Source organism: Rhodoferax sp. OV413 (genome assembly GCF_945881795.1).
Taxonomy (GTDB): Bacteria; Pseudomonadota; Gammaproteobacteria; order Burkholderiales; family Burkholderiaceae_C; genus Allorhodoferax.
Window position 1 is genome coordinate 1 of the sequence record NZ_CAMCVG010000050.1, and the last position, 17,585, is coordinate 17,585.

The 17,585-nt window shown below is 60.4% G+C and carries 17 protein-coding genes, 1 tRNA gene and 1 pseudogene; 13 read left to right on the top strand and 6 right to left on the bottom strand.

Annotation, left to right across the window (positions count from 1 at the left end):
* A partial coding sequence (locus tag Q0O05_RS07660) for a disulfide bond formation protein B (RefSeq protein ID WP_293661792.1) occupies positions 1–301 on the bottom strand: 301 nt, incomplete at its 3' end.
* Positions 302–396: 95 nt separating this feature from the next.
* Between Q0O05_RS07660 and Q0O05_RS07665 the strand changes: the two genes are divergently transcribed.
* The 13 genes from Q0O05_RS07665 (at position 397) to Q0O05_RS07725 (ending at position 12,408) form a co-directional block, all read left to right on the top strand.
* On the top strand, positions 397–669 hold the full coding sequence (locus tag Q0O05_RS07665) for an oxidative damage protection protein (RefSeq protein ID WP_293661793.1): 273 nt from the start codon (positions 397–399) through the stop codon (positions 667–669).
* Between the two features lies 1 nt (position 670).
* The gene (locus Q0O05_RS07670) at positions 671–2,728 is read left to right on the top strand and encodes an FAD-dependent oxidoreductase (RefSeq protein ID WP_293661795.1); all 2,058 of its coding nucleotides are present in this window, start codon (positions 671–673) and stop codon (positions 2,726–2,728) included.
* An 88-nt stretch (positions 2,729–2,816) separates the two neighbouring features.
* Complete coding sequence (locus tag Q0O05_RS07675) at positions 2,817–3,701, top strand: ribokinase (RefSeq protein ID WP_293661797.1); 885 nt, start codon at positions 2,817–2,819, stop codon at positions 3,699–3,701.
* Positions 3,702–3,732: 31 nt separating this feature from the next.
* Positions 3,733–4,719, top strand: a complete 987-nt coding sequence (locus tag Q0O05_RS07680; RefSeq protein ID WP_293661799.1) for a nucleoside hydrolase — start codon at positions 3,733–3,735, stop codon at positions 4,717–4,719.
* A 272-nt stretch (positions 4,720–4,991) separates the two neighbouring features.
* Positions 4,992–6,818, top strand: a complete 1,827-nt coding sequence (locus Q0O05_RS07685) for a nitrite/sulfite reductase (protein ID WP_293661801.1) — start codon at positions 4,992–4,994, stop codon at positions 6,816–6,818.
* A 26-nt stretch (positions 6,819–6,844) separates the two neighbouring features.
* A complete protein-coding gene (locus Q0O05_RS07690; protein ID WP_293661803.1) occupies positions 6,845–7,258 on the top strand; it encodes a DUF934 domain-containing protein in 414 nt (137 codons plus the stop codon).
* A gap of 62 nt (positions 7,259–7,320) precedes the next feature.
* On the top strand, positions 7,321–8,118 hold the full coding sequence (locus tag Q0O05_RS07695; RefSeq protein WP_293661822.1) for a phosphoadenylyl-sulfate reductase: 798 nt from the start codon (positions 7,321–7,323) through the stop codon (positions 8,116–8,118).
* The gene (gene cysD / locus Q0O05_RS07700) at positions 8,115–9,068 is read left to right on the top strand and encodes a sulfate adenylyltransferase subunit CysD (RefSeq protein WP_293661805.1); all 954 of its coding nucleotides are present in this window, start codon (positions 8,115–8,117) and stop codon (positions 9,066–9,068) included. Before Q0O05_RS07695 ends, cysD begins: the two co-directional genes overlap by 4 nt.
* The gene (locus Q0O05_RS07705; RefSeq protein ID WP_293661807.1) at positions 9,068–10,495 is read left to right on the top strand and encodes a GTP-binding protein; all 1,428 of its coding nucleotides are present in this window, start codon (positions 9,068–9,070) and stop codon (positions 10,493–10,495) included. The genes cysD and Q0O05_RS07705 overlap by 1 nt, the downstream gene beginning before the upstream one ends.
* A gap of 116 nt (positions 10,496–10,611) precedes the next feature.
* Positions 10,612–10,941, top strand: coding sequence for a ferredoxin FdxA (gene fdxA / locus Q0O05_RS07710; RefSeq protein ID WP_293661809.1), 330 nt, complete (start codon positions 10,612–10,614; stop codon positions 10,939–10,941).
* 40 nt (positions 10,942–10,981) lie between these two features.
* Positions 10,982–12,049, top strand: coding sequence for an NAD(P)/FAD-dependent oxidoreductase (locus Q0O05_RS07715; RefSeq protein WP_293661811.1), 1,068 nt, complete (start codon positions 10,982–10,984; stop codon positions 12,047–12,049).
* Positions 12,050–12,124: 75 nt separating this feature from the next.
* Positions 12,125–12,200: transfer RNA gene (locus tag Q0O05_RS07720), tRNA-Asn, on the top strand.
* 10 nt (positions 12,201–12,210) lie between these two features.
* The gene (locus tag Q0O05_RS07725; RefSeq protein ID WP_293661813.1) at positions 12,211–12,408 is read left to right on the top strand and encodes a hypothetical protein; all 198 of its coding nucleotides are present in this window, start codon (positions 12,211–12,213) and stop codon (positions 12,406–12,408) included.
* 9 nt (positions 12,409–12,417) lie between these two features.
* Here the strand turns inward: Q0O05_RS07725 and Q0O05_RS07730 are convergent, their stop codons facing one another.
* The 5 genes and pseudogenes from Q0O05_RS07730 to amiE all read right to left on the bottom strand — a co-directional run.
* Positions 12,418–13,092 carry an ANTAR domain-containing protein gene (locus Q0O05_RS07730; RefSeq protein ID WP_293661814.1) on the bottom strand — a complete coding sequence of 225 codons (675 nt, stop codon included), beginning with the start codon at positions 13,090–13,092 and terminating at the stop codon, positions 12,418–12,420.
* A 1-nt stretch (position 13,093) separates the two neighbouring features.
* Positions 13,094–14,248, bottom strand: coding sequence for a transporter substrate-binding domain-containing protein (locus Q0O05_RS07735; protein WP_293661816.1), 1,155 nt, complete (start codon positions 14,246–14,248; stop codon positions 13,094–13,096).
* A gap of 78 nt (positions 14,249–14,326) precedes the next feature.
* Positions 14,327–16,354: a nitric oxide reductase activation protein NorD gene (locus Q0O05_RS07740; protein WP_293661818.1), complete on the bottom strand. Its 2,028-nt coding sequence runs from the start codon at positions 16,352–16,354 to the stop codon at positions 14,327–14,329.
* 2 nt (positions 16,355–16,356) lie between these two features.
* Entirely contained in the window at positions 16,357–17,166 is an 810-nt protein-coding gene (locus Q0O05_RS07745) for a CbbQ/NirQ/NorQ/GpvN family protein (RefSeq protein ID WP_293661820.1), read from the bottom strand.
* Between the two features lie 70 nt (positions 17,167–17,236).
* Positions 17,237–17,585, bottom strand: a pseudogene (gene amiE / locus Q0O05_RS07750) (aliphatic amidase); the annotation flags it as partial.

The following is a 17,585-nucleotide window of genomic DNA, read 5'->3' on the forward strand; positions in this document are numbered from 1 at the left end:
GGTACCACTGCAGCCAGCTCTGCCTCGCCGCCACATAGGCGCCGGCCAGCGCCAGAACCAAGAGCACTACCGAGCCCGTGATTTGCAGGCCTTTTCGGCCGCTAGCGCCCGTCAGTGCTGCGCAAACAGCTATCAAAACAAGAGCGTAGCGCTGCACAATGCACATCGGGCATGGCTCCAGCCCCACCACGTGCTGTAGATACATCCCAAAGGCCAACATGGCCGCACACACCAGCGCCACCATGGCGAAAGCGCGTCGCGGCGCGCGGTCCAGACGGGTCAAAAGCAGTTCCAACATCATGTCCTTTTCAATGGGCCGCGCGCCGCAGGGGCCAACGCGGAAGCGAATAAGATTCGGGCTTCGCATTTCTCACCACCCGAACAAGAGGTTTTCCCATGGCACGCACCGTTAACTGTATCAAGCTGGGCAAAAAGGCCGATGGCCTTGATTTTGCGCCCTACCCCGGTGAATTGGGCAAGCGCATCTGGGAAAGCGTGAGCAAAGAAGCTTGGGCCGCCTGGCTCAAGCACCAGACCATGCTGGTCAACGAAAACCGCCTGAACCTGGCCGACGCCCGCGCCCGCCAGTACCTGGCCCGCCAGATGGAAAACCACTTCTTCGGCGATGGCGCCGACGCGGCCCAAGGCTACGTCCCCCCCACCGCCTGAGGTGCAGCCCGCACTGGCGGCGCGCGAGCGGCCGGCCCGCAGCGGCTTGCCCCGGGCCTGGGCTGGACGCGCCGGCTGGACGATTTTGGACACCCGATTCGGTGCCGGCGAAGGCCTGACGGAGGCGTGGCAGGCCTGGAAGGCCGACCCGCAGCGTCCGCAGATGCTGCATTACGTGGGGCATATCTCGCTTCACGACTACGAGTTTTACTTCGGCAAGGCGCCCTCTGTCGTGCTTTTCTCCCCCGGCAGCGAACGCGGCGATGAAGGCGGCGGTAAAGACGGCATGAAAGAATCCAGCGATAACGCGCGATTCTTAGCCGCGTTACAACAGGCAGCAGCCCAACGCAGTCCGGGCATTCACCGCATCCTGCTCGAAGGAGGCCAGGTCTCGGTGACCCTTTGCATTGGCGAATTCACAGGCCTTTTGGCGGACCACCGGCTGTATGCCAACACGGTTTGGATTAGCCCTGCCGTACCAGTGCTCGACAAACATGCTGCCAAGGCGCTGGCGCGGGTATGCGCCCGCGGCGCGGTTCTGGTTGTGGAGGCTTACACGCCTCATCCAGCCGAATCACTCACAGCAACCGACACGCCCACCTCACAGGTCTCTCCCCCCTCAACCGCTTCATACGAGGGAGACGTAGCAGACGCTGAATACCTTGCATCCTCGCTGGACGCGCTTCGCGAGGCCGGCTTTGTAGATGTGCAGCGCGACTCCGCTTCCGGCACCCTGTGCGCCACCTTCAACCCCGCATGGTCGTTGGGCGCCAAGGAGCCGCCGTCCACACTGGTTTGCGCGTCGGGACTCGTTCAGCCAAACAGCACGCTGCGCCGTTGCTGCGTGGTGGGGGCGGGTATTTCGGGCGCCAGCGTGGCGTATGCCATGGCGCGGCGCGGTTGGCGGGTGACGGTGCTGGACGCTGCCCCTCAGCCTGCGGGCGGCGCTTCGGGCCTGCCGGTGGGCCTGGTAGTGCCACATATCTCCGCGGACGACAGCCCCCGCTCTCGCCTGTCCCGGGTCGGGGCGCGGCTGATGCTTCAACACACGTCTATGCTGCTGCGCGAAGGCCACGATTGGGCCTTGAGTGGCGTGCGCGAACACCTGGTTTCCGGTGGAGGCGAGCACGGCCCTGATGACGGGCAGGAGCGCCTGCACGAGCAGGCCGGCTGGGTCCGGCCCGCCGCATTGGTAAGGGCTTGGCTGGCACACCCCGGCATTGCGCTGCAAACCGGAACGCTTGTTGCCGCGCTGCACAAAGCGCCAAGCGGATGGCGGGTGCTAGGTCCCGATGCACACGTTGTGGAGGAGGCTGACGTGGTCATCTTTGCCAATGCCTATGCGGCGCGGGACCTTTTGAGCAGCGAAGCGCTGGCCCCGCACCGCGCATCCACGCTGACCTTGACCCTGTCGGACCTGCGGGCTGTGCACGGCACTGCAAGCCTGGGGCACATGCCATCCACGCCCGGCCCTATGAGAGACGCCGTGCCGCACAACGGCCATGGATGTTTCATTCCGGGCATCCCCGGGCAACCACCCGTCTCCCATCCCCTTGACATGCTTGCGGACCACTCCGATGCGTCTGCAAGCGACAAGCGCTCAGCGCCCGGCAATGCCCGCTGGTGGCTGGCTGGCTCAAGCTTCGAGCCCGACGAGACGCCCACGGTTGAGTCCCTTCGCACTCACCAGCTGGCCCCGCTACCCGACCAGTTGGCCGGCAACTTACAGCGGCTGCAGGGCTTGTTGCCAGAGGTCGCAGCCGAGCTCGCGCCTCAGTTTCACGCTGATGCTGCGCAGCACTGGTCCGGCACCCGCTGCGTCACCCACGACCGCCTTCCGCTGGCCGGCCCGGTGGACGCAGAGGGCCGCAACGGCTTGTGGATGCATGTGGGCATGGGCGCACGGGGCCTGACGTTTTCCGCCTTGGGCGCCGAGCTGATTGCCGCGCGCATCGGCCAAGAGCCCTGGCCCGTAGAGTCCAGCCTGGCCCGCAGCTTCGACTCCCAGCGCCTGCGCAAACGCCGCACTCCGCGCGAGCCGGAGAGCGACAGCATTTGAGCCCTCCAGCAAAGGCCCCTCCGTGCCGGACGGCGGTGTTTCAATTCGCGGTCAAAATACGTCGCTTCGCAACCCAACATTGCTACTCATGATTCTTGTGGCCGGCTCTGCCAATCTGGACTTTGTGGTCCGCGCGCATCACATTCCGGCCCCGGGCGAGACGGTGCTGGGGCGGGAATTTCAGACCTTTCCCGGAGGCAAGGGCGCCAACCAGGCGGTGGCCTGCGCGCGTGCCGGGGGTGCCACCACCCACATGCTGCTGGGCCTGGGACAGGACCCCTTTGCCGGGCCGCTGGAACAGTCTTTGCAAGCGGCGGGGGTGCAGATGCATGTGGTGCGTATGCCCCATTTGCCCACCGGAACCGCCTTCATTTGCGTGTCTGACGATGCCGAAAACGCGATCACCGTCGCCCCCGGTGCGAACGGCGGGCTGCGCCCCGAGCACCTGCCGACGCTGGCCGGCTTTAGCCACCTGCTCCTCCAACTGGAAACACCAATTAACACCGTAACCGCCTATGCCCGAGCCGCCCGCGCGCAGGGAGTGAGTGTGGTGCTCAACGCCGCGCCCGCCCGCGATCTGCCATCGGAGTTGTTATCCCTCGTGGATGTACTCATCGTCAATGAAGGCGAGCTGGCAGTAGTAGCCGGTCACGACGGCACTCTGGCCCAATGCCTGGAACGCATCAGCGTGCCAACGGTGGTGGTCACACTCGGCCACCGCGGCAGCGTGGCGCGCCATGCGGACGGCATGCTGGAGCAAGGTGCTTTTTCCATCACCCCTGTGGACACCACAGGCGCCGGCGACACGTTTTGCGGCAGCCTGGTGGCGCAACTCAGCCAAGGCCAGACGCTGCAGCAGGCCTTGCGTTTTGCCAGCGCCGCCAGCGCGCTGGCCTGCACCCGTGCCGGCGCGCAGTCCAGCATTCCCGCATTTGCGGACGTACAGGCCCTGCTTAGCGCCACCCACATTTGATTTCGCACTCCCTGAACCAACGGAACCCACCATGAGCAACACCCCCGCACGCAAAGTAATTTACGACACAGATCCCGGCGTTGACGACGCAATGGCGCTGTACTACGCGCTTGCCCACCCCCGCATCGAGGTGGTCGGCATTACCACCACCTTCGGCAACGTAACCGTGGAGCAAGCTGCCATCAATGGGCTGTACCTCACCGAAATCGCTGGCCGCAACATCCTGGTGACTCTGGGTGTCAAGACACCTTGGCTCAAGGCACCCGGCACGCCGCCCGACTTCATTCACGGGGCGGATGGCCTGGGCAACCTGCCTTCCCGCGTAGCCACCACCAGCACCCTGGACCCCCGCCCCTCGGCCCAGTTCATCGTCGACATGGCGCGCGCCTACCCCGGTGAAATCACGCTGGTGGCGGTGGGGCCACTGGGTAACCTGGCCACCGCCTTGAAGCTCGAGCCCAAGCTGCCGCAGCTGCTGCAGGAAGTCATCATCATGGGCGGCACGGTCATGGAGCCTGGCAATGTGTCGCCGGTGGCCGAGGCCAACATCTGGAACGACCCGCACTCTGCGGACTTTGTATTTACCGCCGGCTGGAAGCTGACCATGGTGGGACTGGACGTGACGCACCAGCTGATCGTGCCGCTCGCCCTGTTCAAAAAGGTAGCGGACCACCATCGCCACGTGGCAACCGACACCCTGCACCACGCGGTGAGTTTTTATTCCGACTTTTACAGCGGCCTCTACCCCCATGTGGCCAAGATTCACGGCTGCTTCGGCCACGACGTGCTGGCCTTTGTGGCGCTCACCAACCCCGAGCTGTTTGAAACCCAAAACGGCCGCATCCGCGTTGCGCTGGATGGTCCGGGCAACGGCCAGACCATGATGCGCCGCAAGAACATCTTCTACCCCCAACCCGGCTGGGGCGACGAGATGCCCGAAACCACCGCCTGCCTGCAACTGCAAGCGGACGCAGCTTTGGCGCTGATTGAATCCACGCTGATGTCCGACTGGCTGTAATCTGCGGCCATGCCCCCGGCCGGCCGGCTCGGGGGCGGCGAACCTGCCTTGCTGCGGGTGTTGCACTGCCCGCCCCTGCCTGGCGTTGTGGTTCTGTAGGCGCGCTTTATATATCGCAAGCACATACCAACATAGCCAAAAAGTCGTTTTGAATCTAAGGCAAACCTTCTACAGTCTCTCAATGCGAAATTTGGCGCAACAGCTCCGTTGTGGGCGCGCCCCTGTTACCCCGAATCCGCACCCTTTCCTTCGTACTCCGCTGAGCTCTGTCTATGTACCAATACACCGAATTTGACCGCCAGTTCATCCGTGCCCGCGCGGCCCAGCACCGCGACCAGCTCGAGCGCAACCAGGCCGGCACGCTGAGCGACGAAGCGTTTCGCCCCCTTCGCCTGCAAAACGGCTGGTACATCCAGCGTTACGCGCCCATGTTGCGCGTGGCCGTGCCCTACGGCGAGCTCTCCAGCGCCCAACTGCGGGTGCTGGCGCGGATTGCCCGCGAATACGACCACCCCAGCAAAGAAGTGTTTGACAAGGCCATCGGCACCCAAGCCACCTGGGGCACCACCCACCTGCCGGTGGGCTACGGCCACTTCACCACCCGCCAGAACGTGCAGTTCAACTGGATCCCTCTGGACAAGAGCGCCGACGTGATGGACCTGCTGGCCACCGTCAACATGCACGGCATCCAGACCAGCGGCAACTGCATCCGCAACATCACCAGCGACGAGCTGGCCGGCGTTGCGCCCGACGAGATTGCCGACCCGCGCCCGTTTGCCGAAATCCTGCGCCAGTGGAGCACCCTGCACCCCGAGTTCGCGTTTTTGCCGCGCAAGTTCAAAATCGCCATCACCGGCGCAACCCACGACCGCGCAGCCACTCGCTGGCACGACGTGGGCCTGCATATGGTGAAAAACGAAGCCGGCGAGTTGGGCTTTCGGGTGCTGGTGGGCGGCGGCATGGGCCGCACTCCGGTAATTGGCACGGTGGTGCGCGAGTTCCTGCCGTGGAACCAGATCATGAATTACCTCGAGGCCGTGGTGCGCGTTTACAACCGCTGGGGCCGCCGCGACAACCTGTACAAGGCCCGCATCAAGATTCTGGTGAAGGCTGAGGGCCAGCGCTACATCGATGAGGTGGAAGACGAGTACCAGCAAATCATCACCCGTGACGGCGCGCCGCACACCATCACCCAGGCCGAGCTGGACCGGGTTTCAGCATGTTTTGTGCCGCCGGCGCTTACCACACGTGCGCCAGCAGCTACGAAAAACGTAGCAGAAACCACTGTTCCCACCGATCGCCGGCAGGACTACGAGCGCTGGTTGCAGCAAAACGTGGCGGCGCACCAAGACCCCGGCCTGCGCGCCGTGACTCTGTCGTACAAGCGGCTGGGCCAGGCCCCCGGCGACGCCGACGCTGACCAGCTCGACACCGCTGCGGCGCTGGCCGATGAGTTCAGCGCCGGCGAGGTGCGCGTGACGCACGACCAGAACCTTCTGCTGCCCTGGGTTCGCGCCGAAGACCTGCCCGCCCTCTGGGTGGCAGCCAGCCACGCGGGCCTGGCGCGCAGCAACGTGCGCCTGCTGACCGACATGATTGCCTGCCCCGGCGGCGACTTCTGCGCACTGGCCAATGCCCGTTCGATCCCGATTGCCGCCGCCATCACCGAGCGCTACCAGGACATGGACGAACTGCACGACCTGGGCGAGATTGACCTCCACATCAGCGGCTGCATCAACTCCTGCGGACACCACCACAGCGGCCACATCGGCATTCTGGGCGTCGACAAAGACGGCAAGGAGTGGTACCAGGTGTCGCTGGCAGGCTCCGACGGTTCGGCCCTGAGCGGCGACGCCGTGCCGGGCAAGGTGGTCGGCCCCTCGTTCACCGCGCTGGAGGTTCCCGGCGTGATTGAGGCCGTGCTCGACGCCTTCCGCCAGCACCGCACGGGCCGCGAAACGTTCATCGACTGCGTAAAGCGCGTGGGTTTCGATGTTTTTAAGGCCGCCGCCAACAGCGCCCGCCTGGCCGACAAGCACGAAGAGCTGAACGCCCTGCCCAAATCCGCCGGCTACGCCAAAGACGCGCAGGAAGCCTGAGCCCGGCCCGGGAAGAAAGAATGACTATGAAATTGATAGCTGCTGACGCACACCACACGGGCGCGAGCGACGGAAAAGTCCTTGAAATCGCCAACACCGAAGACCCCCGCACGCTGGACTTGAGCGGCGTGTCCCGCATTGACCTGAGCTTTCCCAAGTTCACCGACGGCCGCGCCTACAGCCAGGCGTTCTTGCTGCGCCGCCGGTTGGGCTTTGCCGGCGAGCTGCGCGCCACCGGTGACGTGCTGATCGACCAGCTGGTGCAAATGGAGCGCACCGGTTTTGACGTGGCGGTGCTGCGCGCCGACCAGAATCTGGCGTTCGCGCAAGTCCAGTTCGACCGCTACCGCGCCTTCTACCAAGGCGACGCGGTCACGGTGCAGCCGCACTTTGCCCGGGGTAGCGAGAGCAGCGCGCCCCGCGCGGGCCAGGCCGCATGAGCGCGCAGGCGTCTACCCTCAGCCAGCGCTTCGTCCCGCAGGTTCAGCCCGCCGGCAGCGCCATGGCCCGCAACGCGGCGCCCAGCGGCGAATACATCATCAAACTCGCCGAGGCCCAGGGCGTGCTTGCCCAGGCGGCGGCGCAATATGCTGCGGCACCCGGTGACAACGGTCCGGGCGGTGTTAGCAAGGGCGTTGCAACCGTCACCCAGGCTTCCAGCCTCGGCGCCGAAGACGTGGTCATCAGTCACCTCATCAACAGCCTGAAGCTCGATATCGGCATCTTTGTGCTCGAAACCGGCGCGCTGCACCCGGAGACATTGGCCCTGCTTGAGCGCTTCAAGGCGTCCAGCCGCGCGCCTGTCAGCGTGTACCAACCGGTGGCGGAGTCGGTGGTGCAGTTCGTGACGCGCGAAGGCAAAGACGCGATGTACAAAAGCATGGCTCTGCGCAAGGCCTGCTGCGGCATCCGCAAGATGGAGCCGCTGGAACGAGCGCTTCAAGGCAAAGACGCCTGGATCACCGGCCTGCGCCGCGAGCAAAGCGGCGCGCGCGCCGATGTGCCGCTGGTGGACACCTCGGAGCCGCGGGTGAAGATCAACCCCTTGGCCAACTGGACCTGGGGCGACGTGTGGCACTACATCCAGACCCACGGGCTCGACTACAACGCCCTGCACGACCAGTTCTACCCCAGCATCGGCTGCGAGCCCTGCACCCGCGCGGTGAGCCTGGGCGAAGACTTCCGCTCCGGCCGCTGGTGGTGGGAAGCCGCCCTGGACGGTGGCGCCGCCAAGGAATGCGGCCTGCATGTCAAAACCGCAGAACATTCCGCCGAACCCCAGCCTGGTGCCAACGCATGAACGCCATGACCGAACCGACCCATTTTGAGCGCCTATCCAACCTGCACCTCAATGCGCTGGAGGAAGAAACCATTTTCATCCTGCGCGAGGTGGCCGCCGCTTTTGAGCGTCCCGCCTTGCTGTTCTCCGGCGGCAAAGACTCGCTGGTCATGCTCAAGTGCGCCGAAAAAGCCTTCGGTGGGCCCACGAGTCCCGGTGGCAGCGGCCGCATCCCCTACCCCCTGCTGATGATCGACACCGGCCACAACTTCCACGAGGTGACCGATTTCCGCGATATGCGCGCCCAAGAGCTGGGCGCCGAGCTCATCGTTCGCAGTGTGGAAGACTCCATGGCCCGCGGCACCGTGCGCCTGGCCCACCCCGGCGAGTCCCGCAATGTGCATCAGTCGGTGACCTTGCTCGAAGCCATCGACGAGTTCCGCTTTGATGCGCTGATAGGCGGCGCCCGCCGCGATGAAGAAAAGGCCCGCGCCAAAGAGCGCATCTTCAGCCACCGCGACAGCTTCGGCCAGTGGCAGCCCAAGGCGCAGCGGCCCGAACTCTGGACCCTGTTCAACACCCGCCTGCAGCCCGGCGAACACTTTCGCGTGTTCCCCATCAGCAACTGGACCGAGCTCGACGTGTGGCAGTACATCGAGCGCGAAAAAATCGCACTGCCAAGCCTGTACTACACGCACAAGCGCAATGTGGTGGAGCGCAAGGGCCTGCTCGTTCCGGTGACAGACCTGACCCCGCCCAAAGACGGCGAAACGGTCGAGACCCGCGACGTGCGCTTTCGCACCGTGGGCGACATCACCTGCACCTGCCCGGTCGAGAGCCTGGCAGCCACCGCCGCCGACATCGTCATCGAGACCCTGCAAGCCGACGTGAGCGAACGCGGCGCCACCCGCATGGACGACAAGACTTCCGAGGCTTCCATGGAGAAGCGCAAAAAAGACGGGTACTTTTGATGAATGCTACCAATACGATAGCTGCTACCCCAATATCTGCGGGTACTTCCGGGCCATTTGGCACCGAAATAGACACCTCGAGCGCATTGCGCTTCATCACCTGCGGCAGCGTGGATGACGGCAAGAGCACCCTGATCGGTCGCCTGTTGGTGGACAGCAAAGCGGTGCTGCAAGACCAGCTGGCCAACGTATCCAAGAGCGGCGAGGCCGACCTGGCCTTGTTCACCGACGGGCTGAGCGCCGAGCGCGAACAGGGCATCACCATCGACGTGGCCTACCGCTACTTCGCCACGCCCACCCGCAAGTTCATCATCGGCGACGCGCCCGGCCACGAGCAATACACCCGCAACATGGTCACCGCCGCCAGCAGCGCCCACGCGGCCGTGGTGCTGGTCGACGCCACCAAGCTGAACTGGAAGGTGGAAGGCTTGGTCGACCTGCTGCCCCAAACCCGCCGCCACAGCCTGCTGGTGAACCTGCTGCGCGTGCCCGGCATCATTTTTGCCGTCAACAAGCTCGACGCTCTGGGCAACGACGCGACAGCCGCCTTCGGCAAAATCAGCGAAGCGCTCCACACGTTTGCCTATCAGGCCGGCATTGCGGTAACCGCCACCATCCCCATATCCGCCCTCAAGGGCCACAACGTGGTGGAAGCCACGCCCGGCTGGTGCGGCAACCAAGGCCCCAGCCTGCTGGCGCTTTTGGAAACGCTACCGGTCACCGCTGCCGAAACCAACCAACCCTTTGCGTTTCCAGTGCAGTGGGTCGAAAAATTCCACCATTCCGCCGACACCAGCCAGGGCCGCCGCGTGTTCTGGGGCCGGGTGGCGACCGGCGCGGTACAGGTAGGCGACGCGGTGAGCATCCACCCTAGCGGCCAGACCGCGGTGGTGGCGCAGGTGGTGAACCACGCACGCGTCCCCGGCAGCATCACTGCGGGCCAAGGCGCAGGCATCACGCTGGACCGTGAAGTCGATGTGTCGCGCGGCGACTGGTTGTTGGCGCAGGCCACCCCCTCCACTTCCGCCTCGCCCGAGGACGGATTGGCCGCCGCAGTGGAAGACGACTTTGCCGATGACTCCGCAGATGCGGCCAGGCCCCGCGCCTTTGTACGAGCCAGTCGCGACATCAGCGCCACCGTCGCCTGGATGGACGACGAGCCCCTGGTCGCGGGCCGGGTGTACCTCGCGCTGCACGGACACCGCTGGGTCAAAGCCAAGGTCAAGCGCATCGTGCACAGCTTGGACATCAACACCCTGGCCGAACACGACGCCACCGAGATTGCGCCCAACGCCATCGGTCATATCGAACTGGCCCTGCAAGAGCCCATTACTGCCCTGCCCTACGCGCTAAGCCGCGTGTTGGGTTCGCTGATTTTGGTGGACACCGCCAGCCACAAGACCTCGGGCGCGCTTATGCTGCGTTAAAGCACCGCAAAGAAGAGGCCCCTTGCGAGAGGGGCCCCCATGAAACCCAATAAAATCAAAGGCTTGGCCCTTGTCGCTTTGTCTGGCCAACCCTTTACCCAACGCTCACGAACAACATGACACACATCGTCACCGAAGCCTGTATCCAATGCAAATACACCGACTGCGTGGACGTGTGCCCCGTGGACTGCTTCCGCGAAGGCCCCAATTTCCTGACCATTGACCCCGACGAATGCATCGACTGCGCAGTCTGCATCCCCGAGTGCCCGGTCAACGCGATTTACGCCGAAGAAGACGCCCCCAAAGACCAGCAGCACATGATTGCGCTCAACGCCGAACTCGCCCGCCTGCCCAGCTGGAAGAGCATCACCAAGCGCAAGTCCCCCCTGCCCGACGCCGACGACTGGAAAGAAAAGACCGGCAAGCTGTCTCAGCTCGTCCGTTAACGGCCCCCTGTCCACCACCTGCCTCCCACCCTCCCGCGGCATGGCCGACTCCGTGATTGAAGCTGATGCCGTCGTCATCGGTGCGGGGCCGGTGGGCCTGTTCCAAGTCTTCCAGCTCGGACTCCACGAGGTTCAGGCCCACGTCATCGACGCCCTGCCCTACGCCGGCGGCCAATGCATAGAGCTCTACGCCGACAAGCCCATCTACGACATCCCGGGCGTTCCGGCCACCACAGGCTGCGGGCTCACAAACAGCCTGCTGCAGCAAATTGCGCCTATGCGGCCGCAGATGCATTTCTCTCAAGCCGTAGAGTCCGTCACCCGCCTGACTGACGGGCGCCTGCAACTGACCACGACCAAGGGCCTGCGCTTTATTACCAAAACACTGTTTGTGGCTGCAGGCGTGGGCGCGTTTGTGCCGCGCAAACCGGCGGTACCCGGGTGGGAGGCTTTTGAAGGCACCCAGGTGCACTATGTGCACGACGCGCCGTTGGGCGAAAGTGCCTCGGCCGGCGCGCAACTGGTCGTGCTCGGAGGGGACGAGTCCGCAGTGCTTGCCGCACTGGCGCTGGCGCAATCTTCCACCCATGCGTCAAAGCCCGCGCGTGTGACGCTAGTGCACCGGCGTGATGTTTTTGGTGGCGAGCCGCCGACGCTGGCCGCGCTAGAAGCCGCCCGCGCATCCGGCGACATCCGCGTTATCGCCGGCCAAGTCACCGGGTGCGAGACGCAAGGCACCCGCCTGAGCGGCCTGCAACTGCTCACCGCAGACGGCACGAGCATCACGTTGCCGGCCGATCATGTGTTGGTGCGCTTGGGCGTCTCACCCAAGATGGGCCCTATCGCCGGCTGGGGCTGGGCGCTGGAGCGCAAGCAGGTGCCGGTCAACACGGAGAATTTTCAGAGCGAAATTCCGGGCATTTTTGCTGTAGGCGACATCAACACCTACCCCGGCAAACGCAAACTCATTCTTTGTGGTTTCCACGAGGCCACACTGGCAGCCTTCGGCGCCATGCCGCTCATTGCGCCCGGCAAAGAGGTCCACCTTCAGTACACCACCACCAGCCCGCGCCTGCACAAGCTTCTGGGCGGCGGCACTGACCGGTAAAGCTTTCGAGGCGGTCAAAAAAGTAGGCCGGAGTCCAAGTTTCAGAAATTTGGACGCTATAATCTGAGGCTTCATTCCTCGATAGCTCAGTCGGTAGAGCGCCGGACTGTTAATCCGTAGGTCCCTGGTTCGAGCCCAGGTCGAGGAGCCAAAAAAGCCCTATGGCTACAGAGTGCCCTGCTATCTTATCGGTAGCAGGGCATTTTTTTTCTTTCCGTTTCCTGCTGCGCGCCAGACTTCCAGTGATTTGGGCGGTGCCGTTCAGGAAGAAACTCGAGGGCATCCGCGCGTATGTCAAGATCTGCGCCGGGGAAACCGATGAATGGTGCAGGCAAGCGATGAATGATTTTTCAATCTGATTGAGATATCTAATTCTTGACGTCCAAGTCAATCTGAGAAGTAGCGGTTTTGTCGGGAATTAGGCCAATAGACATGATTTCGTTTGCACTGACGATAGCCGCAGCGATCTCTTCGGTAGTCACGCGCTTGCTCATCGCTTGATCTCGGATGAGGTCATAAGCTGCATCACCTGTGATGTTGCGAGTCCTCATCAATATGCTCTTGGCTTCGGCAATTTGTCTTATTCCGAGAATTTTGAATTCCAGTTTGCGAATACGTCGGGTCTGGCCTTTCATATCCTGATGTACCCAGCGTGCCAGCACCAACGTGGACAGTAATCCAAACGAGCGAATTGGGCTTGGCAAAATACCCTGCGCCCTAATTCTCAATACGGCCTCCACGATCGTAGGATTTTCATAAGTCACGACAGCTATCACCGTCGGTACATCCTCCCCCTGAAGCCATTCAAGTTCCGTGTCCACACTCTCAGGCCGAACAGCCAAGAAAACAACGTCAATGCCAATAGGCAACGAGGGCAACGGTGGCCAGAAAGCCTGCACCTGGCAGCCGATTCGCTGTAATTGCTGAATCAACTGCCTTCCATCAGCATCGTCAGGATGAAAGACTGCGACTCGGAGCGTTCGTAAGTCCTTTAATAGCGGCGGCGTGGTCCGCGCCGTGCGTCGATGGGTTCCATTATCCAACTCAAAGCTCCAACGTGCTTAGGGATGCGGTCCAGTCGCCAAGCGAATGGGTAACCATATACGGGTCGGGGTGAACCGGCTTAGTTGCCTCCCGGACAATGGTGAACTGCCCTTTCGAGTTACAGATTCCGATGCGGGGATAGAGAGACGTATGGTGGTTCGCTGTATCAATCCGAACGCGACCCTGGGGCGCGTCAAAATCGCTCCCCAAAATGTAGGGCATGATTTGGCCGATATCGTCTACGCCCGCGCTACGAAATGAATTGGCGTAAATATGTACCTGAAAATAAGCAGCCTCCCAACACATATTGGGGACACAGTCAGAACCAAAACGCTTTTGCAGACGCTGAAGACACCGCAAGTTGGTCTCCGAACTAATTGATTGAAAATACGGTGCCGCCGTGAAATGCCCTAAAGCGACATCCACGCCCATCTGCGACACCTCGGCTTCCGACGTCGTTAAACTTGCGATGGGCATCGTCTTAGGGCTAAATCCTGCCTCCGCATAGGCTTGGTAGAGCTTGGTTGTCGAGTCACCAACTACCGTGGAAAAAATAAAATCTGGTCGCGAGGCTTTTATATCTTCCATGATCGGCTGGAAGTCCTTGATCGATGCGTCAAGGTCCACGTAATGCTCTCCAAGTTTGGCACTGTGAGGACGCTGCAGAACCAGATCACGCATGATGCGGTTTGACTCATAGGGGTAAATATATTTGGATCCAATCAGATACACCCTGGCCCCAAAATTCGCAGTCATGAATTCTGCCAACTGCACACTGTTTTGGTTTGGAGCAGCGCCGGTATAAATAATGTTGTTCGAAAACTCAAAGCCCTCATACAGTGTCGGATAGAACAAAATCTTGTTCCATTTTTCAACAATAGGTAGCACGGCCTTTCGGCTACTCGACATGTAGCAGCCAAAAATTACATTGACCTTGTCGTGAACGATAAGCCGTTCGGCCAGCGCAGCGTATATCTCAGGCGAAGATTTGGCATCGTAGCAATGCGGAACAATCTCCCTGCCTGCTATCCCGCCACTTTCATTTATCTCTTCAATAGCCAGCAAAGTACCTTGTAGCTGTGAATGACCAATTGTTGAAGTAACGCCGGTGTCGGAGAACAGCACACCTACCCGGATGGGGTCCTTAATGGCCACTTTTCTGGTCCTTTCCCATCGGGGACTGTTGATATAAGTTACAAGGAAGCATGACGTCGAATCTTACCTGTCTGGGTTTCAAAGTGTCGCCAACCGACTGTATAAGCTTGACAGTTGTGTCGGCAACGTCTGCGGATCATCCACGATGCGGTAATTACTCCAACCAAAAATTCTCCTCACGTAGGGGTCGGCTTGTCTGTCCAGGGCCACACAAAAGGTTTTCACTCCCAAGCGACTTGCCTCTTGAACGGCCGAGCAGGCGTCCTCAATCAGATATCCGGACTTGACCACATCAATGTCAGCAGGAGCACCATCGGTAATTACCACTATGGCGCGGTGCTCAAACGGCTCATGAGATAAACATGCAGTAGCACGACGAAGTGCGGCACCCATGCGTGTTGAATAGCGACCTGAAACCGACTGGATTGTTGCCAAGGCGGCCTCATCTAACGGCGCACCAAATTCAAGCAGGTGGTAGTAATTAACTTCAGCCCGTGTATTCGAGGAAAAGCCATGTACAGCGATTCGATCGCCGCTATGCCTCACTGCATTTGCAAGCAATACCGCAGCTTTCTTCTCAACATCAAGAATGGAGTGTGCGCTGCCATCGGGATAGTCGTTGGTGGATTCTGATAAGTCTAATAGAACCAGGATGCTCGAATGCAACTCTTCGTATCCCGCGCGAAGGAATAACCGAAGATCAGGTGAAAGTTGCAGGCGCTGATCAATGACCGCTTCAATTGCTGCGTTGAGGTCGATATCGTCCCCCTCCCATTGGCGCCTCAGACGTTGTCGCCGACTAAACCGCTTCGAGCGTTTCAGTGGGGCCAACAGCACGCCCAATGTCTCCAGACTTCCGAAGCTTGTACGGGTATGTGTATTGGGTCTTTTGTCGATCACGGTGCACCAATCGGTGCGCATTTGCGACAACTGTGAGTCCCATTCAGGGTAAGTGTCACGGCCAAGCTCAATTTCCGCCGATGTGGTTTCCGTTAGACCGTTGTCAGAAGCCACGTCCTGTACCTGAGGCGCCTTGACCTGCAACTCTAACGAATCCTCGGGCTCATCACTCAACTCGCCGAAGTCCCAAAGAAACGAGTTATCGTCACGGTAGGACTCAGGAACTAAATAACGTTGGGCACGAAAAGGCACACGCATTTGTCCAAGGTCATTGGCTAATATGGAAGCCAGACTGCGAAAAGCTGCGTAGTCCGTCAAATTCTTTGCATGCGCCTCAAACCCCTGACGTGCTTTGTTCACCCAGTAATTGTCGTCTTCATAAGTCGGATCCATAATCGCCAGATTCATTCGACCCATCAGCGCAGAAAACCCTAAGTCGGTCGGTTTTACACTGCGGCGCAAAAACTCGAGAAACCAACTTTTAACTCCTGGGTACTCCCGCGCGAGAAGCATCTCCACACGCGCATCCTCTATCGCCGAAACCACAGCAATTGACATGGGTTTTAAGGTTAGGGTAGGCCTGCTCGCCGTGGAGAAGCGAAGATGGGCTACAGCGTGGGCAACGGCAGCCCGGTAAAGACGATATCGGTCAGGTCCATCAAGCGCGGTGTAATCGTCTGGCAAAAGCAAATGGCTTGACGTCAATACCGGACGAAGGGGCATTGCCTCTAATACACTTTGACGCCTTGTTTGAAGCCCGATCTCCCGGCCCAAAAGTCCATGTAATAACAGCGTGAGTGAAGGAATTGACTGCGATAAGGACTTGGCAGAGGCCTCCCCATGCAATGCCTCCACACTAAATCGGTCCTCAAGGCTAAAGTAGGAGCGTCGGCTTTCCCGCTCGCTGGGATACATACGAAGCCCAGTCAATATCCAGCGCCCTAAGCCCTCAATACCGACCTTTGACAACAATGACTCCATTCGATCGAACACCGCCATTGCGCAAGTCGAATCTGTCTCGTTCAATTCATCAAACCAAGCCAAAAGTGTCGGGGCGCTTTCAGCGCCCTGCTTTGTGCTGTGTTCCGGCAATTTCTTTTCAACCGGATCCGCAATATGTTTATGATGTTTTTCCTGCCAACGCGCAATTTTGTCCGCCCATGGTATCGCCGGGGGGTGTTTTTTCTCGTTAACAAGAACAGCCACTGCTAATCTTCGAAATACGCTTCGATGAAGCTACGCAGAGCGGCTTCCATATCCGGATCATCGGTTAGAGACCGAGTCATTGTCATATCACAGCTCTCACGCGGACTCACGCCTGAACCGATTAATATGCCCGCATAAATTAACATCCGGGTAGAAATGCCTTCATCCAATCCGTGATTTTTTAGTGTGCGAGAGCGCTGCGCGATGCCCACCAAGCGATTTGCAACATCTAAAGTGACAGACGCCTCATGGGCTACGATATCCGCCTCAGTAGCCTCATCAGGATAATCAAATTTAAGTGCAGCAAAGCGCTGCCGTGTGGAGGCCTTCAGGTCCTTTGAGCGGCTTTGATATCCGGGGTTGTATGACACGACAAGTTGGAAATCAGGGTGGGCATGCACCACTTCCCCTTTCTTATCGAGCGGCAAAACCCGGCGCGAATCGGTCAACGGATGAATGACGACAGTTGTATCCTGCCTGGCCTCGACCACTTCGTCCAAATAGCAGATGCCACCGTAGCGAACGGCCAGAGTCAGTGGTCCGTCATGCCACGCTGTGCCTTGGGCATCGAGCAAATAGCGCCCGATAAGGTCCGAAGCGGTCATATCTTCGTTGCAGGCCAAGGTGACTAAAGGCCTCTTTAATTTCCACGCCATATATTCAACAAAGCGCGTTTTCCCACAACCTGTTGGCCCCTTCAGGATCAAAGGCATTCTGTGTGCATATGCGTGCTCATACAGAGCAACCTCATTCCCGCAAGGCCGGTAAAATGGCTCGTCTGTGAGCCTGAAGCTATCTAGGTTGGGGTTCAATTACGTACTCCAATGTTTAAAGACGGCCGCCCTTAATGGGATGGCCATCCTGACTTGAACAGTGGAGTCTTCAGCGGTGCTGAGTCGCCTGGTTCGGAATTCCATCAATTGGACATTCAGCTGTTCCGGGGGTCGATCTTGTGATGGCCTCGACCATCTTCTGCGCCCCTTCAGGGTCGTTCACCCACTTACCGTAAAACTCAAATGGACATGCGGCAACCCCGTTTGCATCTTCGCCGGAGTTTATTTTTCCGGTATAGCCACGATGCACCAACTTGTACAGATGGTTGTTCGACTGCTGATTTTTGCGCGCGTCCCGGATCAGGCTGGTCGACAGTTCAGCGTATTGGATACCCATCTCTTCTGTTCCACACTCGCCCTGGCTACGACCGTCAAAACCTACGATTGCTGAGTGGCCA